Genomic DNA, 17,403 nt, shown 5'->3' on the forward strand with positions numbered 1-17,403 from the left:
GGGTGCCGAACCGCTGCGAGCGAACCGAGAGGTTTCAGCGAACGGCTCTCCAGCCCGACTCGCTTGAGAGGACCCTTCAGGGTATTGTTAACCCCATAATGTCATTCGTCCGCCGCGTTTCATTTACTCCATCTCAGGTGCAGCGTCGAGTGGCCGATGCCCGTAGCACCCGCTGGGATGAGCATAGAGTCGAGGTACGCGCGCAGCTGGTCGACGCGACCATACGGATCATCGAACAGTATGGTGCAGGCGTCAGCATGGACGACATCGCTGCGGAGGCCCGTGTATCTAAACCAAAGCTGTATCGCTACTTTGGCGACAAAGCGGGCTTGAACGCGGCGGTGGCGGCGAAACTCGGTGCGTTGATGTGGGATTCGGCGAAAGTCACTATTCTCGCCGACCAAGATTATCTTTCGGTTGACGACATGGTTCGCTCGTCCGTCCAGAGCTACGTCGCGCTCGTCGGGCAGTATCCCACTGTCGTCAGATTCCTTATGGCGAATCACTTGTTTCAGTACTCCGGATCGGGAAATGGCGGAGTTGCTGACGAACTGAGGTCGGTGATGGAGGTCGTCGCCGATCGGTTCACTGAAAGTCTTCAGCGTGTTCACGCAGATACTTCGGTCATTCCCTTGGCCGTGGCGTCCATTCTGGGTTCTGGTCTATCTGCGACTCAGTGGTGGATCGACAACGGTCGTGAGCAAGGGGTGGATGATACGTTCTTCGCCGCACACCTATCAGAGACGACGTGGGGAATCATCGACGGCGCGGCCGCAACCGTAGGCGTGGCCTTCTCACGCAGTCTGCCATTCAGCCATCCCGGTTTCGCGTCCCGCCACAAAATGGACTGAATCACCCTAGATATCCAATAATTCTAACTTGTCAAGCTGCGTCGGGTTGTTGCGCGGTGCGGTGTGCCCAAGCGGTGTGTTCGTCGTATTCGGTGCAGTGGCGTACGCACCCGTGCAGGAGCCCGACAAGTCTGTTGGCGAGTGCGCGGAGCGCTTGGTGGTGGAGGTCTCCGGTAGCACGGTGTTGTTCGTAGAACGCGCGAGCGGCCGGACTCTGGCTGAGGGCGCAGAACGCCCACCGGTCGATGGCATCGTAGAGCCGCCGGTTGCGGATATGTCGAGCCAGTACGGCCCGCTTCTTGCCCGACGCAACTGTCAGGGGTGACGTACCGGCGTAATTCTTGCGAGACTTGGCGTTGGTGTAGCGGTCGACGTCGTCGCTGAATTCACCGAGCCCCGGGCGGCGAGGATGACACCGATTCCTGGCAGGGAGAGGTAGATGGCGGCGTTGTGTGTCAGCGTCCGGGTGTGTTTCAAAATGGCGGGTCAGATCGGCTTCGAGGTCGCCGATCTGACGGTTCAACTCCGCGATCAACGCCAAGAGTGCGCCCGGCATCGCGCTCGACCTGCGCTGCGAACGCCTGCAACCACGAAAGGCGAACGCTACCGATCCCGTTTCTGCGCCCGCTGCGCACTCCGCGACGACCTCCATGCAATCTTGATATTCGATAACGAGGACATCGCGCTGGACGCGCTCCTTCAAGCGTTGGGCGCAACAAATCGACCTCAGAGCGCGGTCATCTTGATGCGAGGCGCGCGGGCCTCGCCTGCCGCCGCGGAGCGGCAGAGATTGGGGTCGTCGCAGCATTCGGCCGAGGCAGGTCGGGTGTGAGATAGTTGCATTCGCGAGATGCCCTTCGTGGTGGCTGGAATGTTCCCTAGACAAGAACTCAGTTACGGGCAGTCCGCAAACGCGGCCTCAGAATAGTCATCTCCAGGTCCGAAATCCTCGCGGCAGATCACTTCTCTCTTTAAAGCTATGTCGGCTTGGTCGATCCTTTAGTGCGGTTCACTTCTGACATAGTGCAGTTTATCTTTCGAAACTAACAGCGGTGCAGGCCGAGCGCACGAAGACGCGACAGACTCGGCACAATGTTTTCACGACAGAGAGGTCCGACCATGAAAAGAATTCCAGACGAGGTCAGCGGGTCGGCCGGCCCCGCTATCGAGAACTGGGCGCGCTCGTTCTGGAGCACGAGTTTCGATTCGCCTGATCTACCGCCCCACCACCCCGACTGTCTTGGTTGTGGGCCGCAGAACCCGCACGGCCATGCCCTGTCGGTCCAGCGTGACGAGAACGGCGTGGTGGCTCACCATGTGTTCGATCAACGTCATGTCGGGGCACCCGGGATAGCACACGGCGGCGCGGTGGCGACCGTTCTCGACGATCTGTTCGGCTTCCTGCTCTACACAGTGGGTGAGCTCGCCGTGACGCGGCGTCTCGAGCTCGACTACCTAGCGCCGGTTCTGCTCGGCACTCCATACGTATTGCGTGCTGCCGTTCGGTCTCGTGATGGGCGCAAACTGGATCTCACGGCCACGATGGACGATGCGCAGGGCCGCTCGGTAGCCACCGCTACTGCCCTGTTCGTGGTGGTCGAGGTCGAACACTTCATGCAGTCCCAAGCCCGAGCCCAACTCCGGGCCACAGACACGAATCACACCGAAGAATAGACACCCTGGCCGACCTTCACCGACGTCCGTCACCCGCGGTGGCTGTCGTACGGCTGCGTCTACCTGGCGCAAAGACGGCGAGGACGAGTGCCCCAGCGGCGGTCAGCGCCGCCAACGACAGCGTCGCCTGACCACTTCCGTGTACGAATGCGGCTCTGGCGAACTCGGCCAGCGGCTGACCAGCTGGTCCTGCGCGGTCGGCGACCTGCAACGCGGCGGCCAGAGAATCGGCCACCGGACCACGGGCAGGCTCGGGTAGCTGGGGCAGAGCCGGCTGAATGTGCTGAACGTAACCGGCCGCGAGCACGCTACCGGCTACCGCAATCCCAATCGCGGCACCGATTTCGCGAGCTGCGTCGTTGACCGCGGCAGCCACCCCGTGCTTGGCCTCAGGAGTGTCCGAGACGATGGCGAAAGTCGCAGGGGCGGTACACAACCCCAAACCCGCACTCATGATGAGCAAGGGCCACAGCAGGTCAGGGTAAGTTGCCGCGACGGTCAATCTGCTCACCATCACCAGTCCCGCCGCGATGGTGAGCAGACCTACAGTGGTCATCACCCGCAGGCCAACAATGTTCGACAGCCAGGGTGCAATCACCGAGATCACGATGAGCGGCACGACCATAGGGGTCAACGCCAACGCGGCGGTGAGCGGTCCATAACCGAGAATCAACTGCAGATACTGCACCAACAGCAAGAACACCCCGAAGGTCACCAGAAATTGGATACAGACCGACAGTGCGCCGGCACCGAAGCCACGGCGGGCGAACAACCGGACATCGAGTAGGGGTGCCGAGGAACGTAGTTCTACGACGACGAACACCACAACTGCGAACAAGCCCACCGCAGTGCTGATGGCGACGAGCGAATCCGACCAGCCACGGGCCGGAACCTCGATCACAGCGAAGACGATCGCCCCGACCGCGACAACTACGGTCACCGCGCCCACCCAATCGACCGGTGGATGCTCCTGCTGGCGGGACTCCGCGATACTGCATGCCAACCCGGCCAGAACCGCTCCGGCGACGGTCAACCCGACGAACACCGAGGTCCACGACCACTGTTCGAGCAGCACACCAGCCCCGAGGATGCCCAGGACCGCCCCGGATCCAGCAACCCCGGCCCACACACCTACAGCGCGGCCGCGATGCGCCGGTGGAAATCCCGCGGTCAGTATCGACAGCGTCGAGGGCATGACCAGCGCCGCACCCGCCCCAGCCAACGCGCGAGCAGCGATCAGCCACGCCGGGTCGGCGAGAAACAAGGGCAAGGCCGACGCGAAAGCGAACAACGCCAACCCCGCCACGAGCACCCCGCGGCGACCGTACCGGTCACCGATCGCACCGGCAGGCAGAACGAAGCACGCCAATACCAGCGTATAACCGTCGACTATCCAGGTCAGTTGAGCTTGCGTCGCCCCTGTCGCGACCGCGATCTGTGGCAACGCTGAATACAATGCCGCCATTGCGGCCACCACCAACGCGACCGCCATGCACGACACAATCAACATCCACCACTGGGCACCGCTCCATCGAGCGACGCTGGCAGAGTCGGATCTACGTTCGTTCAACGGCCAGCCTCCCAGTTAGAGACTGATCGTCTCGGTACGAGACTATTAGTATCATAACTTTGCGGGTGTGACAGAATGGTCAAGCGAGGACATGTTTTGTCAGTCAAAATGGAGCGGAGCCCGTTCATGGTCGACCCTCTCGTTGCAGCCGAGGGCCCGGCCGACCCCCGGCTGGCGCGCTCACGTAACCGGTTGCTCGAAGCGGCGGGCCAGCTGCTGTCCACCGGCGGTGTCGAGGCGGTCACCGTGGAGGCGGTCACCCGCATGTCGAAGGTTGCACGTGCCACTCTGTACCGCCACTTCGGAAGTACCACTGACCTGCTTGCTGCAACCTTCGAGCGACTACTACCCCCAGTCGACACCGATATCGATACCGGTCCGCTACGTGAACGTCTGATTTCGTTGCTCACCACCCAAGCCGACCTCATCGACCAAGCTCCGGTGCAGATGACCACGCTGGCCTGGCTGGCAATGGGACCCGTCAACAGCGGCGACGCCAGCCGGCGCGATCTCGATCCTGGCGCGGTGGTCTCGCTTCGGGCCCGTGTCATAGAGCAATACCGCAGGTCCCTGGATCAGATCCTGACGGCCCCTGACGCTCGCGCTGTACTCGGCGAGATCGACACCACCTTCGCCCTCATTCAGCTCCTCGGACCGATAGTGTTCGCTCGCCTCACAGGACTGCGCCACATCCACGCCGACGACTGCATCCAAATCGTCGACAACTTTCTCGCCGCCCATGCCGCAAGTGTCCGATCGAGCACTTCGCGCGACCACAGCCGTCCACGGCCGGCCGCGACGCTAGACCCGCAGCTCACCGACGGCCAATAAAACTTGATGCGAAATTTCACCATCAATGCGCTATCCAGTCAGGGATCGCAGCGCTCACTGGATACGGCCGGACGTGTGCTCGAGAACTCGGAGTTGCACTGCAGTGCACTTCTGACATCGTGCAGCCGTCTTCTGAAACTGACACGAGGAACGCGAATCGGTCGTAATCTGCTCCAATAATCCGCCCGTTCGACTGTGTTCTGTTGGGAACCCTCTCAACAAAAGTTGAGCAACGCTATGGGGCGTACCAGACTTTCCCGGTCACCCGATCTCGAGCCCTCGAAATTGCTACGTTCTGCCGGTCCGAAGTGACATGGGACACCGATCGTTGCAGGGGAGCGAGAATGCACGTAGAAGCACTGTTCGGAGATGGTTCGTTGCGTCCGGTCTGGCCGCACGCGGATGCACTGATCACCAGCGAATGCACGGGGCTTCGCTTCGCCGGCAAGTACGCCGACGTCGTCGCTCTGAGCAACGGTGATCCGACCGCGTTGCGGCCGTTCGTCGACGAGGACACCCGACGCCGGGTGGCGAGCATGGCACCGCCGCGCACCGACACGGCGCTGGTGTTCGGAGCCAACGGATTCCTCGGCGCGCACCTGATCGGCCGACTCACTCGTGATTCCGCCGTCGAGGTCGTCTATGCGATGGTGCGCCCCACCGAGGAGGAGACGGCGTTCGAGCGCCTGCAGCGCACCTTCGACCAGTACGAGATCGAGGTCGACGCCGACAAGATTCGCATCGTCGAGGGCACTCCCACGACGTTCCGGTTCGGCCTCGACAAGGCCGCCTACTACGACCTGGCTGCCGGAGTGGGGCAGATCTTCAACTGCGCCAGCTCCACCGATTACACCGAGAGCTATGCCGAACTGCGCGACGACTGGTTCGTCAGCGTGCTGCGGATCCTGGAATTCAGCATCACCTCCGCCCGTAAGCACCTGACGTACGTGGGCAGCATCGGTGCCCACCTCTATCAGAAGCCCGAGGACTTCCGTCGTCCCGACTCGTGGTGGTACTCCGGATACGCGCAGATGAAGTGGGTCAACGCAACTCTGCTCGGATGGCTGTCGATGTCGGACACCTACTCCGTCACTCTGTGCGAGGCTCCGTACATCCTCGGCAGCACGGAGCTCGGCCGAGATCCCGGTCGCGTGTACAGCTTCTGGCGCATCATCGAACTGGCGATCGCAGCCGGTGCCATCTGGGACGGCCCGGGCATGAACTACGTCCCGGTCGACGTGATGTGCGACGTCATGGCGAGCAACTCGTTGCGCAGTCATCCTCTGACGAGGCTGTTGCCGAGCAATCCCACCGGATACGGGCACGACCTCTACGCCGAGCTGCTCGGGCTCGATCTGGTGAGCTGGGAGGAGTTCAAGGAGCGTGTCAGCGTGCGTATCTCTCCTCGTTTCGCCGAGACGATGCTGGCCGACAACATCGACCAGCTCATGCGCCTGGTGCACAAGCCCGAGGCGATACTCCCACTCGACCACGACATCTCGTGGTGCGACCACCGCCGACTGTTCGAGCTCTATTTCGAGAAAGCACAGCTCAAGACGCTCACGCCCGCCGCCGTCAACTGACGTGGCAGACGGATTCGAGCCCACCTCGGTGCGCCTACGGGACGTACCCATCGGCCGCGAGGTGACCAACGGCGTTCTCTCGCTCGGCTTCTACGTGGTGTGTGGGCTGATCGGACTGCTGCCCGGCCCGGTGCGGAACTGGGCAGCGGATGCCTTCGTGACCTGGTCGGAGAGCGTCGACGAACAGCGGCACAGCTGATGTCGTGGTGTCGGTGGGCCCTCGGCCTCGCTGCGGTGCCGGCGGCTCTCTTCGCGTTGTTCGTGTACTGGCGGACCCGGTTCTTCTTCCGCGATCCGCACCGCGAACCGCCGGCCGATCCGCGGGCGGTGCTCGCTCCGGCGGACGGGTTCGTCACGTACGTCAAGCGTGTGGAGGCGGGCAGTGCCGCGTTCGCCGTCAAGAAGGGGCGGACGATCGTCCTCGACGAGATCGCTGGGGTCGCCTCGACCGACAGCGGCTACCTGATCGGGATCTACATGTCCGAATACTCGGTGCACCGCAACCGAATTCCGGTATCGGGCACCATCGGTATGCGTCGTCATCGGTCCGCGGCACCGTTCAACAAGTCGATGGCCAGAGTCGGTGCGAACCTGTTGACCCGGCGCACTCCCTACGACGAGGGCTGCGACTACCTGCTCACCAACGAGCGGCTCACCATCTCGATCGAGCACGAGTCCGGTGCCGTGGTGACGGTGACGCAGATTGCCGATCTCTGGGTCGATCGCATCGTCGCGCACGTCGCCGTCGGTGACACCGTCGAGCGCGGCGAGCAGTACGGAATGATCCGCTTCGGTTCTCAGTGCGACGTGTTCGTGCCCGACGCACTCGTCGACGAGATCACTGTCCGGCCAGGCAATTACGTGTTCGCCGGCGAGACGACGGTGGTGCGTTCACCGATCCTCGTCGACGGCAGACAACCGAGCGAAGAGGAACGATGATCACGATCGAAGAGGTCGACGGCAAAGCCGGTTGGCGTGAATTCGAGTCCGTCTCGGACCTGGTCTACCAGGGCGATCCGTACCGCCTACCCGACGAGTCGATGGACCTGGGCCGAATTCTCATCGCACCGCCGCCCTCGGTTGCCGCCACCCGCGTCACGAAAGCATTTCTGGCTCGCGAGAACGGGATTGCCGTCGGTCGCGTCGTGGCCATCCACGATCTGTCGTTCACCGAGTACACGGGGGAGCCGATCGGCTTCTTCGGCTTCTACGAGGCGGTCGACGATCACGACGTCGCCGAAGCGCTGCTCGACGCTGCGGCGCACTGGCTTTCGGCGCGCGGACTCGCGACGATTTCCGGGCCCTTCGGTCCGTCGATGTTCTACAGCGCAGGCATCGTCGTCGACGAGGTCCCGGCGCTGCCCCTGGTGGGGATGCCGCACAATCCGCTCTACTACGCGGCCCACTTCGAGAAGTGGGGTCTGATGGCGGTCAAGGACTTCTACAGTTACCTTTTCGACGACCCGTGCATCATCTACAACGACCCCAAATACGCGCGGCACATGCAGATCTTCGAGAAGATCAAGGCGCGATCCGAGGTGACGTTCCGGTCGATGAAATACCGGACGTTGCGACGCGCGCATCGTGCGGGATCTCTACAACAAGACGTTCGTGAACTTCTGGGGCTTCTCGCCGCTGTCCTACACGGAACTGTTCGAGTTGCTGAAGATGATGCTTCCGGTCATCGATCGTCGGCTCACCCTGCTGGCCGAACTCGACGGCAAGCCCGTCGGCTTTCTGATGGGAATCCCGGACGTCAATCAGGCCGCCGCGAAGGCGTCGCACCTGAAGTCGCGCTGGGCACGAGACCTGGTGACGCTGTGGCACGTCAAGCGTCCGGGTCGCACGGAGGTCATCGACGGAGTGCGGGTGGACATGCTGTTCGTCGATCCGGATTGCCCCGATCGAGCCGTGTCCTCTCTGCTGATCATGGAGATGTCGGTGCGTATGCGCGATCTCGGGTTCACGCGCGTCGAAGCGGCTCCCGTGCTCGACGACAGTCCGTGGATGAAGGGCTCGGTCCTGTCCCGGACGAAACTCGCTCCGCACCGCACGTACCGCATCTTCAGCCGGGAGTTGACGTAGATGACCGACACGATCTCGCGAATCGACCCGCAGGTGAGCTGCGGAAACATCGGCGACCGGTGGGGTCGACTGGTCGCGCGGCGACGCTGGGTGGTGCTGGCGATCTGGACGCTGCTGGCGGTGGGATCCGCGATTCTGTACCCAGCGCTGCAGAACTCCCTGGTGGGGGCCAACTTCTCCGTTCCCGGAACCGAATCCAGCCGCGCCGACCAACTGGTCGAGCAGCATTTCGCGTCCTTCGGCTCGGAACAGCTCGTCGTCACGTTCACCTCGGATTCGGTGGACAGCCGGAACCCGGCCTTTCGCGCACGGGTGGCCGAGGTCGCCTCGTCACTGAGGCAGTCACCGGACGTACTGCGTGTCGTCGACCCCTACGAGAGCGCAGGATTCGTCCCGACGATCTCCGACGACGGGACCTCGGCGCTCGCATTCGTCGGCATCGGCGGAGAGGCCAGCGATCGGATCGCAGTGGCCGAACGCGTGCAGGAGATGATCGGCGGTGCGTCCGGTGATGGCGTCGAGGTGGCGGTGACGGGCTACTCGCCGATGACCGTCGATCTCACCCGCGTCGAATCCGAGGACGCCGTGCGGGCCGAGAGCATCGGTCTGCCCATCGCTTTCGTGGTGCTGGTTCTGGCGCTGGGTTCCGTGGTCGCGGGCATCGTGCCGCTGGTCACCACCGGAATCGGAGTGCTGGCGGCGTTCGGCATGTTCGCGTTGCTGTCCAACGTGATGACCTTCGATGTTCTCGTCACCACGGTGGCGGCGATGTTCGGTCTGGGTCTGGGAATCGACTACGTACTCTTCATCGTCAGTCGGTTCCGGGAGGAGATCGGGCGGGCCGGACCCGGTGAAGATTCGGACAGGACCGAGCGCGCGGTGGGGGCGGCCATGGGCACCGCCGGACACATCATCGTCATCTCCGGTCTGGTCGTGTTGATCGCACTCGGAGCCCTCGCGATCGTCGATGTCCCTGCGGTGCAGAGCATCTCGTTGGTCGTCGCGCTCACCATCGCCACCGTCGTCGTGGTCGCGTGGACCCTGCTGCCGGCACTTCTCGCGGTGCTGGGAACGCGCATCGGGGCCTGGTCGCTGCCGCGACGATTCCAACCTCCCTCGGTCGACGAGCACGACGCCGCAGTTCCCACGTGGTGGTCGCGGTGGGCGCAGCACGTCATCGAGCGCCCCTGGCGTTACACGGTCGCATCCGCCGCCGTCCTCATCGTCTGCCTGGTTCCCATCGGTTCGATCTCGTACGGGGTCGATCTCGGTGCCGAGGCGCTGAGCGCGGAACCGTCCGGACGAGCCAACACGGTCCTGACCGAGAAGTTCGCGCCCGGCACCATCTCGCCCATCACCATCGTGTTCACCGGCGAGGACGACAGTCCATTGGGACCGCAGCAGATCGCCACGGTCGACGCGTTCGCGAACTCCGTGCGCGGAGACGATCGCGTCGCCTACGCGTTGGCGCAACCCGAGGGCGGCCGGTCGTTGCTGATCGTGGTCCCGTCGGTCCCGATCGACTCGACGGAGGCCGCCGACCTCGTCGAAACCCTGCGTTCTCAGGCAGTTCTCGCCGGTGACGTGGACGGCACCAGCGTGTCCGTGGGCGGTACCACCGCGCTGGTGGTCGACGCATCCGAGGAGATCTCCGGCAAGTTCGTCTGGGTCGTCGCCGCGGTACTGGCCTTTTCTCTCTGTTACTTGGCCGTCGTGTTTCGCAGCGTGGTGATCCCGCTCAAGGCCGTCGCCATGAACCTGCTGGTCACCGGGGCAGCGCTGGGTGCCACCGTCGCCGTCTTCCAATGGGGTTGGGGTTCGAGCATTCTCGGCTTCGAGAGCCCGGGTTACATCCAGGTGTATCTACCGGTGACGGTGTTCGCCGTGGTCTTCGGTCTGTCGATGGACTACGAGGTGTTCCTCATCGGCCGTATGCGAGAAGTGTTCGTGCGGGAAGCGAGCAACGACGTCGCCGTCGTCGACGGCATCGAACACACCGCCAGGCCGATCACCGCCGCCGCCGCAATCATGATCGCCGTGTTCGCCAGCTTCCTCACCGCAGACGTGCTCGAGCTCAAACAGTTCGGCTTCGCTCTTGCCATCGCGGTGCTGTTCGACGCCGTGCTGGTGCGCATGATGCTGGTGCCGGCGATGATGAAGCTCTTCGGCGAGCGCAACTGGTGGCCCGGTACGCGGAATCGTCAGGTGGTCGGCAACTGAGCCGACGCCAGCAGCGAGCCGTCCGCGCCGCGGATCTCGATCTCGGTGACGTCGCCGCGAAGTACCGCCGCGTTCATGCGGCATTCGATGGTGACGTCGCTACCGAGAAACGTGCCGGACGGGAGTTCGGTGCCCCACCGATCGACGAGGACGACCTCGTACGGGCCTCGATCGGACACGCCGTCCATGTCGAGGAACGTCTCGGTGCCCCACGTGTGCGCAACGAGGCCGCCCTCGATGTCCACGCTCGGCATGCTCGTGGTGAAAGCGACCTGCTCGTAGGCACCCAGGGTTCCCGGAGGTCCGGTGATCGCGGCCGGTGGATCCTCGGGTTGCGGTCGAGAGGCGTCGATACCGAGCACGACGCCGCTGCCGACGACCAGCCCCGCGATCGCGGCGGCGGCCGCCAGGCCGGCCGATCTGCGCGGTCCACGTGTCCGCTGGGGTGGCCACGCAGAGCCGGGTGACGTACCCAGAACTCGGGCGCGGAGGTCGGGTGACGTCGATGCTTCGAGCCACGGTTCGGTCGGACCGCGACGACCGAGAGTCCCGGTCAGCGCGCGCAGTTCGGCGATGTCCCTGTCGACGGTGGGATCGGATGCTGCGAGCTCGCGTAGCTCGGCGGCCTCGGTGTCGTCGAGGTCGTCGCCGACGGCAGCGGCGATCAGTTCGGCTCGGCGATCGTCTCGGGCGTTCATGCTTCCTCCTGTCCGTCGAGATGGTCTCGCAGCGCCCTCAGTGCGTAGAAGGCGCGAGTGCGCAATGTTCGTACGGCAACGCCCGTCGACTCGGACAGTTCCGCATAGGTGGTTCCCGCCAGGTGCACCGCAACGACGACCTGCCGATGATCGGGAGAGAGAAGGGCGAGCGCGGCGATGATGCGCAGTCGCTCGTCCACGTCGGGACTGGTGTCACGCGAGATCGCGACCGATCGTCGGTCGAGGTCCTCGATCCTTTCCGACGCCGGCTTCGGCATTCTGCTCAGAGACCGTTGGACGTCGACGATCACATTGCGCTCGATGGCGAACAGCCAGGTACGCAGCGCTCCTCGGCTGGGCTCGAATCGGGACCGGGCCCGCCATGCGCGAAGGAACGTCTCCTGGACGCAGTCCTCGGCAAGCGCTCGGTCGCGCAGTGCGTTGACGGCGAAACCGAGCATGGCCGACGCATGCTCGTCGTACGCGGCAGCGACGTCGAAGTGCAGTTCGATCACGCTCCCGATGCTCATGACAGTGACTACGTCGACGGACCCCCGGACGTTCATATCCGAGACTGGAGTATTTCTTTACCGAATTTTGAACATCGTGGCATCGACCGTCGTACACCTCTGCACGGGCTCGCCTGCCCGATACTCCCACGGAAGGCCCACGAGATGACCAGACGCTCGATCACCCGCCCGACCATGTCCGTCCGCGGCACCGCCACCGCAGTCGTCGGCGGCACGGCCGCTGCACTGATGCTGTTCACCGCGGCCCCGGCCGGTGCCGATACCCCCGTTGCCGAACCGGACTCGTTCACCAGCGCGTTCACCGCGATGGCAACTCCCGACCAGGTGGTGAACGGCGACGGTGTCGCCACTCCGGGCCAGCCGGGCGCGACGGGCACGTTCACGCTGCGCATCAATTCCGATCTCGACATCGTCTGCTACGACATCGCGCTCGACGGCGTCACCGGCGATTACATGAGCCCGGCCAAGACCGCCACGCACATTCACGAGGCGGCGGCGGGTGCTGCGGGACCTCCGCGTCTGGCGTTCCCGAACCCGACGCCGATCGGTGACGGCCCACGTTCGAGCACCGGCTGCATGCAGGGACCGTTCACCACCGGCCTGACGCCGGCCGGTGCCGACGCCGACAGTGGAACCGGATTCACGCTGGACCAGATCGAAGCAAATCCGGCGGGCTTCGCGGCCGACACCCACACCGTCGACTTCGTGGCCGGAGCGGTACGCGGACAGCTGACGCAGATTCCGGTCGGCTCCGTCGCCACCGGAGGTGGCGGTTCGGCTCTGGCCGCGGCGTCCGATTCGGCCTCCAGTAATGCGGTGCCCGTCGTCGGCGCGGTTGCCCTCGGCGCAGTAGTCCTGGGTGCAACGGCGATCGCGGGAGTGACGTTGGTTGCTCGCCGCAGCGGAACGGCACGCAGCTGAGATCTCGGCTCCTGGTTGCTGTTACGGCAGTGGTGGTGGTGACGGGCTGTACGTCCGCACCGCCGCCATCTGCCGCACCATCACCACCTGCCGCACCAACACCTACCTCGGTACCACCTGCCGCACCAGCGACCGAGTCCTCGACCGCTGGAGATTTGCCGGGACCGGGCCCGACGGCGGATTTCGCGGCGCAGGCACCGACCCGGCTCAGCGTCGAGGCCATCGACCTCGACGAGCCGTTGATCGGCCTGGGTCTCACCGAGAACGGCGAGATGGAGGTGCCGAGCGACTACGACGACGTCGGGTGGTTCACCGGCGGCGGCAGACCGGGCGTGATCGGTAGTCCTACCGTGCTGGCCGGGCACGTGGATTCCACGACCGGTCCCGCAGTGTTCGATCGGTTGTCGGAGCTTCGACCGGGAGATGTCGTGACGGTGGGGGACGGGACGGGTGGTCGAGTCGACTACCGCATCGATCGGGTCGGCGACTACGGCAAAGTGGAGTTCCCGACGGTGCAGGTCTTCGGGGCGGTGCCCACCGACGAGATCAGGCTGATCACGTGCTCGGGCGACTTCGACGCCTCGGTGGGCAGTTACGAGCGCAACCTCGTCGTCTACGGAGTGCGGCAATAGCCCAGCGTTTTGGAGTTGACGCGGAGTATGTTGTAACCTGAACAACGGTTCGGATCACGAGTGCTCGCACTCCGGTCCAGACCGCCCAATCAAGTTCTACCCAAGACCGTTGGTCACCGCCATCTCGAAGGATTCACTTCCGGGAGTTGCGCGGTTGAAGGTCCGAGATCGTGTCGGACGGCCCACGCAGGAGAACGAGGTAGGGAACCTGTCTGCAGTCCTCGCGACTGCCTGCTCGTTCACGCCCCGTGTGCTTCTTGCGCCGGGGCGTTCGTCGTTTTCCGGCCCTCTCGCGATCGACACAACTTCCCACGAGAGGAGGCGAAGTATGGCAAAGCCCGAAAAGGTCTCAGCAGTATCGGAGATCACCGAACAGTTCAAGGGTTCGACGGCTGCCGTCGTCACGGAATACCGTGGCCTGTCGGTGTCCGGTCTGACTCAGCTCCGGCGTGCGCTCGGCGAAGGTGCCACGTACTCCGTCGCCAAGAACACCCTGGTCAAGCGCGCAGCGGCCGAGGCAGGTATTACCGGCCTCGACGAGTTGTTCGTCGGACCGACCGCCATTGCATTCATCAAGGGCGAGCCGGTCGACGCAGCGAAGGCCATCAAGGCCTTCGCGAAGGACAACAAGGCCTTGATCGTCAAGGGCGGCTACATGGACGGCGCAACGCTGTCCGTGGAAGAGATCAACAAGATCGCAGACCTCGAGTCGCGCGAAATCCTGTTGGCCAAGCTCGCCGGCGCCATGAAGGGCAACTTGTCGAAGGCTGCAGGCCTGTTCAACGCTCCCGCATCGCAGTTCGCGCGTCTGGCGTTCGCGTTGCAGGAGAAGAAGGCTGCCGGCGCACCCGCCGCAGCCGAGGCACCTGCAGAAACAGAAGCACCGGCGGAAGCTCCCGCCGAAAGCTGATCCGCTGGTATTGGCGTACAGCTCAGCTCCACACCATCAACACCATGCCGCGGATCAGCGGTTAGGTACTTACAGGAAGGACCCGCCACCATGGCGAAGCTCAGCACCGAAGAATTGCTCGACCAGTTCAAGGAGCTCACTCTCCTCGAGCTCAGCGAGTTCGTGAAGGCATTCGAGGAGACCTTCGAGGTCACCGCAGCTGCCCCCGTCGCCGTTGCTGCTGCAGGCGGCGGCGCAGCCCCCGCCGAGGCTGCTGAAGAGCAGGACGAGTTCGACGTCGTCCTCGAGTCGGCCGGCGACAAGAAGATCCAGGTCATCAAGGTCGTCCGTGAGGTCGTTTCCGGCCTGGGCCTGAAGGAAGCCAAGGATCTCGTCGAGAGCGCTCCGAAGGCAATTCTGGAGAAGGTTGCCAAGGACGCAGCCGACGCCGCCAAGGAGAAGCTGGAAGCTGCCGGCGCGAAGATCTCCGTCAAGTAGGACCGCTTCGTTGCAGTCGTGCTTCGTGCTCTGAACGCACGAGCGCAAGAAGGGCCGTTCCCACCTCGGTGGGGACGGCCCTTCTTCTGTTCTCGGACACCGCACGGGGTGCACTGTTGTGATCGATCACGGACTCCTGCAAATCGCGTGACACCGGCCTTGTGCCCCTGTTTACTCGGTTTCGCCGAAGTCCAAAGCATTCCGAAGGGTTTCGGCGGTCATTGTTTGTGGCGTGTCACAGCTTTGTGACGCAGGGACTTGTCACAGTTCTGGCGAGTCGCCGACCGTGTCGCGTGAGATGAGCCACACTGATGCAAGCTCTACAGCCTGACTCGGGGAAGTTCTTACTGGGCGGTAAGCTCCCGTGTCGGTGCGGACACGTGCATGGGATACAGTGACACAACCCACATCCGGGTCGATGTGTACGAATTGTGGAGGTCAGCGTGGGAGTCGAGGTTTCGGTCGAGGGATTGACCAAGTCTTTCGGGGTACAGAAGATCTGGCAGGACGTGACGTTGACCCTGCCGAAGGGTGAGGTCAGTGCGCTCCTCGGTCCTTCCGGTACCGGCAAGTCGGTCTTCCTGAAGTCCTTGATCGGCCTCCTGCGTCCCGAACAGGGCAAGATATTCATCGACGGAACCGACATCCTGCAGTGCTCCTCCCGTGAGCTCTACGAGATCAGGAAGCTCTTCGGGGTGCTGTTCCAGGACGGCGCACTGTTCGGCTCGATGAACCTCTACGACAATGTCGCGTTCCCGCTCCGCGAGCACACGAAGAAGTCCGAGTCCGACATCCGCAAGATCGTCATGGAGAAGTTGGAACTGACGGGTCTGCTCGGTGCCGAGGACAAGCTGCCCGGCGAGATCTCCGGCGGTATGCGTAAGCGCGCCGGTCTCGCCCGCGCTCTGGTTCTCGATCCCGAGATCATCCTGGTCGACGAGCCGGACTCCGGCCTCGATCCCGTTCGCACTACGTACATCTCGCAGACCCTGATCGACATCAACGCCGAGATCGACGCCACGATCCTGATCGTGTCGCACAACATCAACCTCGCTCGGACGGTGCCCGACAACATCGGCATGCTCTTCCGTCGCCAGCTGGTCATGTTCGGCCCCCGCGAGGTGCTCCTGACGAGCGACGAGCCGGTAGTCAAGCAGTTCCTCAACGGAACGATGATCGGTCCGATCGGCATGTCGGAGGAGAAGGACGAGGCGCAGATGGCGCAGGAGCAGGCCATGGTCGACGCCGGCCACCACGCCGGCGGCGTCGACGACGTCGAAGGCATCGTGCCGCAGATGAAGGCCACTCCCGGAACTCCGGTGCGCGAAGCCGTCGGGCGTAGGCAGGAGCGCGTCCGCCAGATCATGCACACCCTGCCGCACAATGCCCAGGTTGCGATCCAGGAAAGCCTCGACACCACCGACCCGGGTCAGCGTTACCCCGCGTATGCAGACCAGCAGCAGGGTTACGACCAGCAGGGATACGACCACCAGGGTTACGACCACCAGGGTTACGACCACCAGGGTTACGACCAGCAGGGTTACGACCAGCAGAGTTACAGCGGGCAAGGTCATGATCAGCAGGGCTACCAAGCTCCAACACAAGGTCGGGGTCAATAGCAGACATGGGGGGATCGAAGAAGTCCACGTTCGCTCCGGCGAGCGCCGCTCTGACACAAGCCGGCAATATCGTCGAACTGTTCGTCGAGGTGGTTCGCAACACCTTCCGTAGGCCGTTCCAGTTCCGCGAGTTCATCGAGCAGGCCTGGTTCATCGCCAGCGTCACGATTCTGCCGACGGCGCTCGTCGCCATTCCGTTCGGCGCGGTCGTGGCGCTGCAGACCGGATCGCTCATCAAGCAGCTCGGTGCCGAGTCGTTCACGGGTGCGGCCAGCGTGCTCGCGGTCATCCAGCAGGGCAGTCCGATCGTGACCGCACTGCTGGTGGCCGGCGCTGCCGGTTCTGCTGTGACTGCAGACCTCGGCTCGCGCACCATCCGCGAGGAGATCGACGCCATGCGAGTGCTGGGTATCGACCCGGTACATCGTCTCGTCGTTCCCCGAGTGCTCGCGATGATCCTCGTCGCACTTTTGCTCAACGGCCTGGTCTCGGTCGTCGGCATCGCCGGCGGTTACTTCTTCAACGTGATCCTTCAGGGCGGCACCCCCGGTGCATATCTGGCGTCGTTCTCGTTTTTGGCCCAGCTGCCGGATCTGTATGTCGCCGAGGCGAAAGCAGCAATCTTCGGACTCATCGCGGGCATCATCGCCTCCTACAAGGGCCTCAATCCCAACCCCGGACCCAAGGGCGTCGGCGAGGCAGTGAACCAGACGGTTGTCATCACGTTCCTGCTGCTCTTCTTCGCCAACCTCATCCTGACCCTGGTCTATCTCCAGGTCGTCCCAGCGAAGGGAGCGTAACC

General features: G+C 63.7%; 18 protein-coding genes and 1 pseudogene. 14 read left to right on the top strand and 5 right to left on the bottom strand.

Annotated features, from left to right (window positions below; genetic code table 11):
- The first annotated feature begins 98 nt into the window (after positions 1-98).
- Positions 99-851, top strand: a complete 753-nt coding sequence (locus VF34_RS01680; RefSeq protein ID WP_027498238.1) for a TetR/AcrR family transcriptional regulator — start codon at positions 99-101, stop codon at positions 849-851.
- A 31-nt stretch (positions 852-882) separates the two neighbouring features.
- Here the strand turns inward: VF34_RS01680 and VF34_RS01685 are convergent.
- Positions 883-1,398: pseudogene (locus VF34_RS01685) on the bottom strand (transposase); the annotation flags it as partial.
- A 572-nt stretch (positions 1,399-1,970) separates the two neighbouring features.
- Between VF34_RS01685 and VF34_RS01690 the strand changes: the two are divergent.
- On the top strand, positions 1,971-2,525 hold the full coding sequence (locus VF34_RS01690) for a PaaI family thioesterase (RefSeq protein WP_027498237.1): 555 nt from the start codon (positions 1,971-1,973) through the stop codon (positions 2,523-2,525).
- 16 nt (positions 2,526-2,541) lie between these two features.
- Here VF34_RS01690 and VF34_RS01695 read toward each other — a convergent pair whose 3' ends face one another.
- Entirely contained in the window at positions 2,542-4,017 is a 1,476-nt protein-coding gene (locus tag VF34_RS01695; RefSeq protein ID WP_371827903.1) for an MFS transporter, read from the bottom strand.
- 204 nt (positions 4,018-4,221) lie between these two features.
- On the opposite strand from VF34_RS01695, the gene VF34_RS01700 reads away from it, so the two are divergent.
- The 4 genes from VF34_RS01700 to VF34_RS01715 all read left to right on the top strand — a co-directional run bounded on the left by VF34_RS01700 (position 4,222) and on the right by VF34_RS01715 (position 7,448).
- Positions 4,222-4,926: a TetR/AcrR family transcriptional regulator gene (locus VF34_RS01700; protein ID WP_027498235.1), complete on the top strand. Its 705-nt coding sequence runs from the start codon at positions 4,222-4,224 to the stop codon at positions 4,924-4,926.
- A gap of 344 nt (positions 4,927-5,270) precedes the next feature.
- A complete protein-coding gene (locus VF34_RS01705) occupies positions 5,271-6,509 on the top strand; it encodes an SDR family oxidoreductase (RefSeq protein ID WP_027498234.1) in 1,239 nt (412 codons plus the stop codon).
- A 1-nt stretch (position 6,510) separates the two neighbouring features.
- The gene (locus VF34_RS01710; RefSeq protein WP_027498233.1) at positions 6,511-6,708 is read left to right on the top strand and encodes a hypothetical protein; all 198 of its coding nucleotides are present in this window, start codon (positions 6,511-6,513) and stop codon (positions 6,706-6,708) included.
- A gap of 35 nt (positions 6,709-6,743) precedes the next feature.
- On the top strand, positions 6,744-7,448 hold the full coding sequence (locus VF34_RS01715; RefSeq protein WP_228139274.1) for a phosphatidylserine decarboxylase: 705 nt from the start codon (positions 6,744-6,746) through the stop codon (positions 7,446-7,448).
- An 86-nt stretch (positions 7,449-7,534) separates the two neighbouring features.
- On the opposite strand, the gene VF34_RS25430 is transcribed toward VF34_RS01715, so the two are convergent.
- Positions 7,535-8,092 (bottom strand): hypothetical protein, encoded by a 558-nt coding sequence (locus VF34_RS25430; protein ID WP_228139273.1) that lies wholly within the window; start codon positions 8,090-8,092, stop codon positions 7,535-7,537.
- Between the two features lies 1 nt (position 8,093).
- Here VF34_RS25430 and VF34_RS25435 point away from each other — a divergent pair, with 1 nt between their 5' ends.
- Positions 8,094-8,594, top strand: coding sequence for a hypothetical protein (locus tag VF34_RS25435; RefSeq protein WP_027498230.1), 501 nt, complete (start codon positions 8,094-8,096; stop codon positions 8,592-8,594).
- Positions 8,595-10,814: an MMPL family transporter gene (locus VF34_RS01730; protein WP_045840686.1), complete on the top strand. Its 2,220-nt coding sequence runs from the start codon at positions 8,595-8,597 to the stop codon at positions 10,812-10,814. It abuts the gene before it with no gap.
- On the opposite strand, the gene VF34_RS24175 is transcribed toward VF34_RS01730, so the two are convergent.
- Positions 10,796-11,512 carry a hypothetical protein gene (locus VF34_RS24175; protein WP_027498229.1) on the bottom strand — a complete coding sequence of 239 codons (717 nt, stop codon included), beginning with the start codon at positions 11,510-11,512 and terminating at the stop codon, positions 10,796-10,798. The genes VF34_RS01730 and VF34_RS24175 overlap by 19 nt on opposite strands.
- A complete protein-coding gene (locus tag VF34_RS01740; RefSeq protein ID WP_045840763.1) occupies positions 11,509-12,042 on the bottom strand; it encodes an RNA polymerase sigma factor in 534 nt (177 codons plus the stop codon). Before VF34_RS01740 ends, VF34_RS24175 begins: the two co-directional genes overlap by 4 nt.
- A 144-nt stretch (positions 12,043-12,186) precedes the next feature.
- On the opposite strand from VF34_RS01740, the gene VF34_RS01745 reads away from it, so the two are divergent.
- From VF34_RS01745 to VF34_RS01770, 6 genes are all read left to right on the top strand, one after another.
- Positions 12,187-12,963, top strand: coding sequence for a CHRD domain-containing protein (locus tag VF34_RS01745; protein WP_027498227.1), 777 nt, complete (start codon positions 12,187-12,189; stop codon positions 12,961-12,963).
- A 155-nt stretch (positions 12,964-13,118) separates the two neighbouring features.
- Positions 13,119-13,595, top strand: a complete 477-nt coding sequence (locus VF34_RS01750) for a class F sortase (RefSeq protein WP_228139272.1) — start codon at positions 13,119-13,121, stop codon at positions 13,593-13,595.
- A gap of 328 nt (positions 13,596-13,923) precedes the next feature.
- Positions 13,924-14,505, top strand: a complete 582-nt coding sequence (rplJ, locus tag VF34_RS01755) for a 50S ribosomal protein L10 (RefSeq protein WP_008713855.1) — start codon at positions 13,924-13,926, stop codon at positions 14,503-14,505.
- 90 nt (positions 14,506-14,595) lie between these two features.
- Positions 14,596-14,982: a 50S ribosomal protein L7/L12 gene (rplL, locus tag VF34_RS01760; RefSeq protein ID WP_008713856.1), complete on the top strand. Its 387-nt coding sequence runs from the start codon at positions 14,596-14,598 to the stop codon at positions 14,980-14,982.
- 443 nt (positions 14,983-15,425) lie between these two features.
- Entirely contained in the window at positions 15,426-16,601 is a 1,176-nt protein-coding gene (locus tag VF34_RS01765) for an ABC transporter ATP-binding protein (protein ID WP_094718929.1), read from the top strand.
- 5 nt (positions 16,602-16,606) lie between these two features.
- Positions 16,607-17,401 (top strand): MlaE family ABC transporter permease, encoded by a 795-nt coding sequence (locus VF34_RS01770; protein ID WP_027498224.1) that lies wholly within the window; start codon positions 16,607-16,609, stop codon positions 17,399-17,401.
- Positions 17,402-17,403: the final 2 nt, after the last annotated feature.

It is taken from the genome of Rhodococcus sp. PML026, assembly GCF_000963615.1.
Taxonomy (GTDB): domain Bacteria; phylum Actinomycetota; class Actinomycetes; order Mycobacteriales; family Mycobacteriaceae; genus Rhodococcoides; species Rhodococcoides fascians.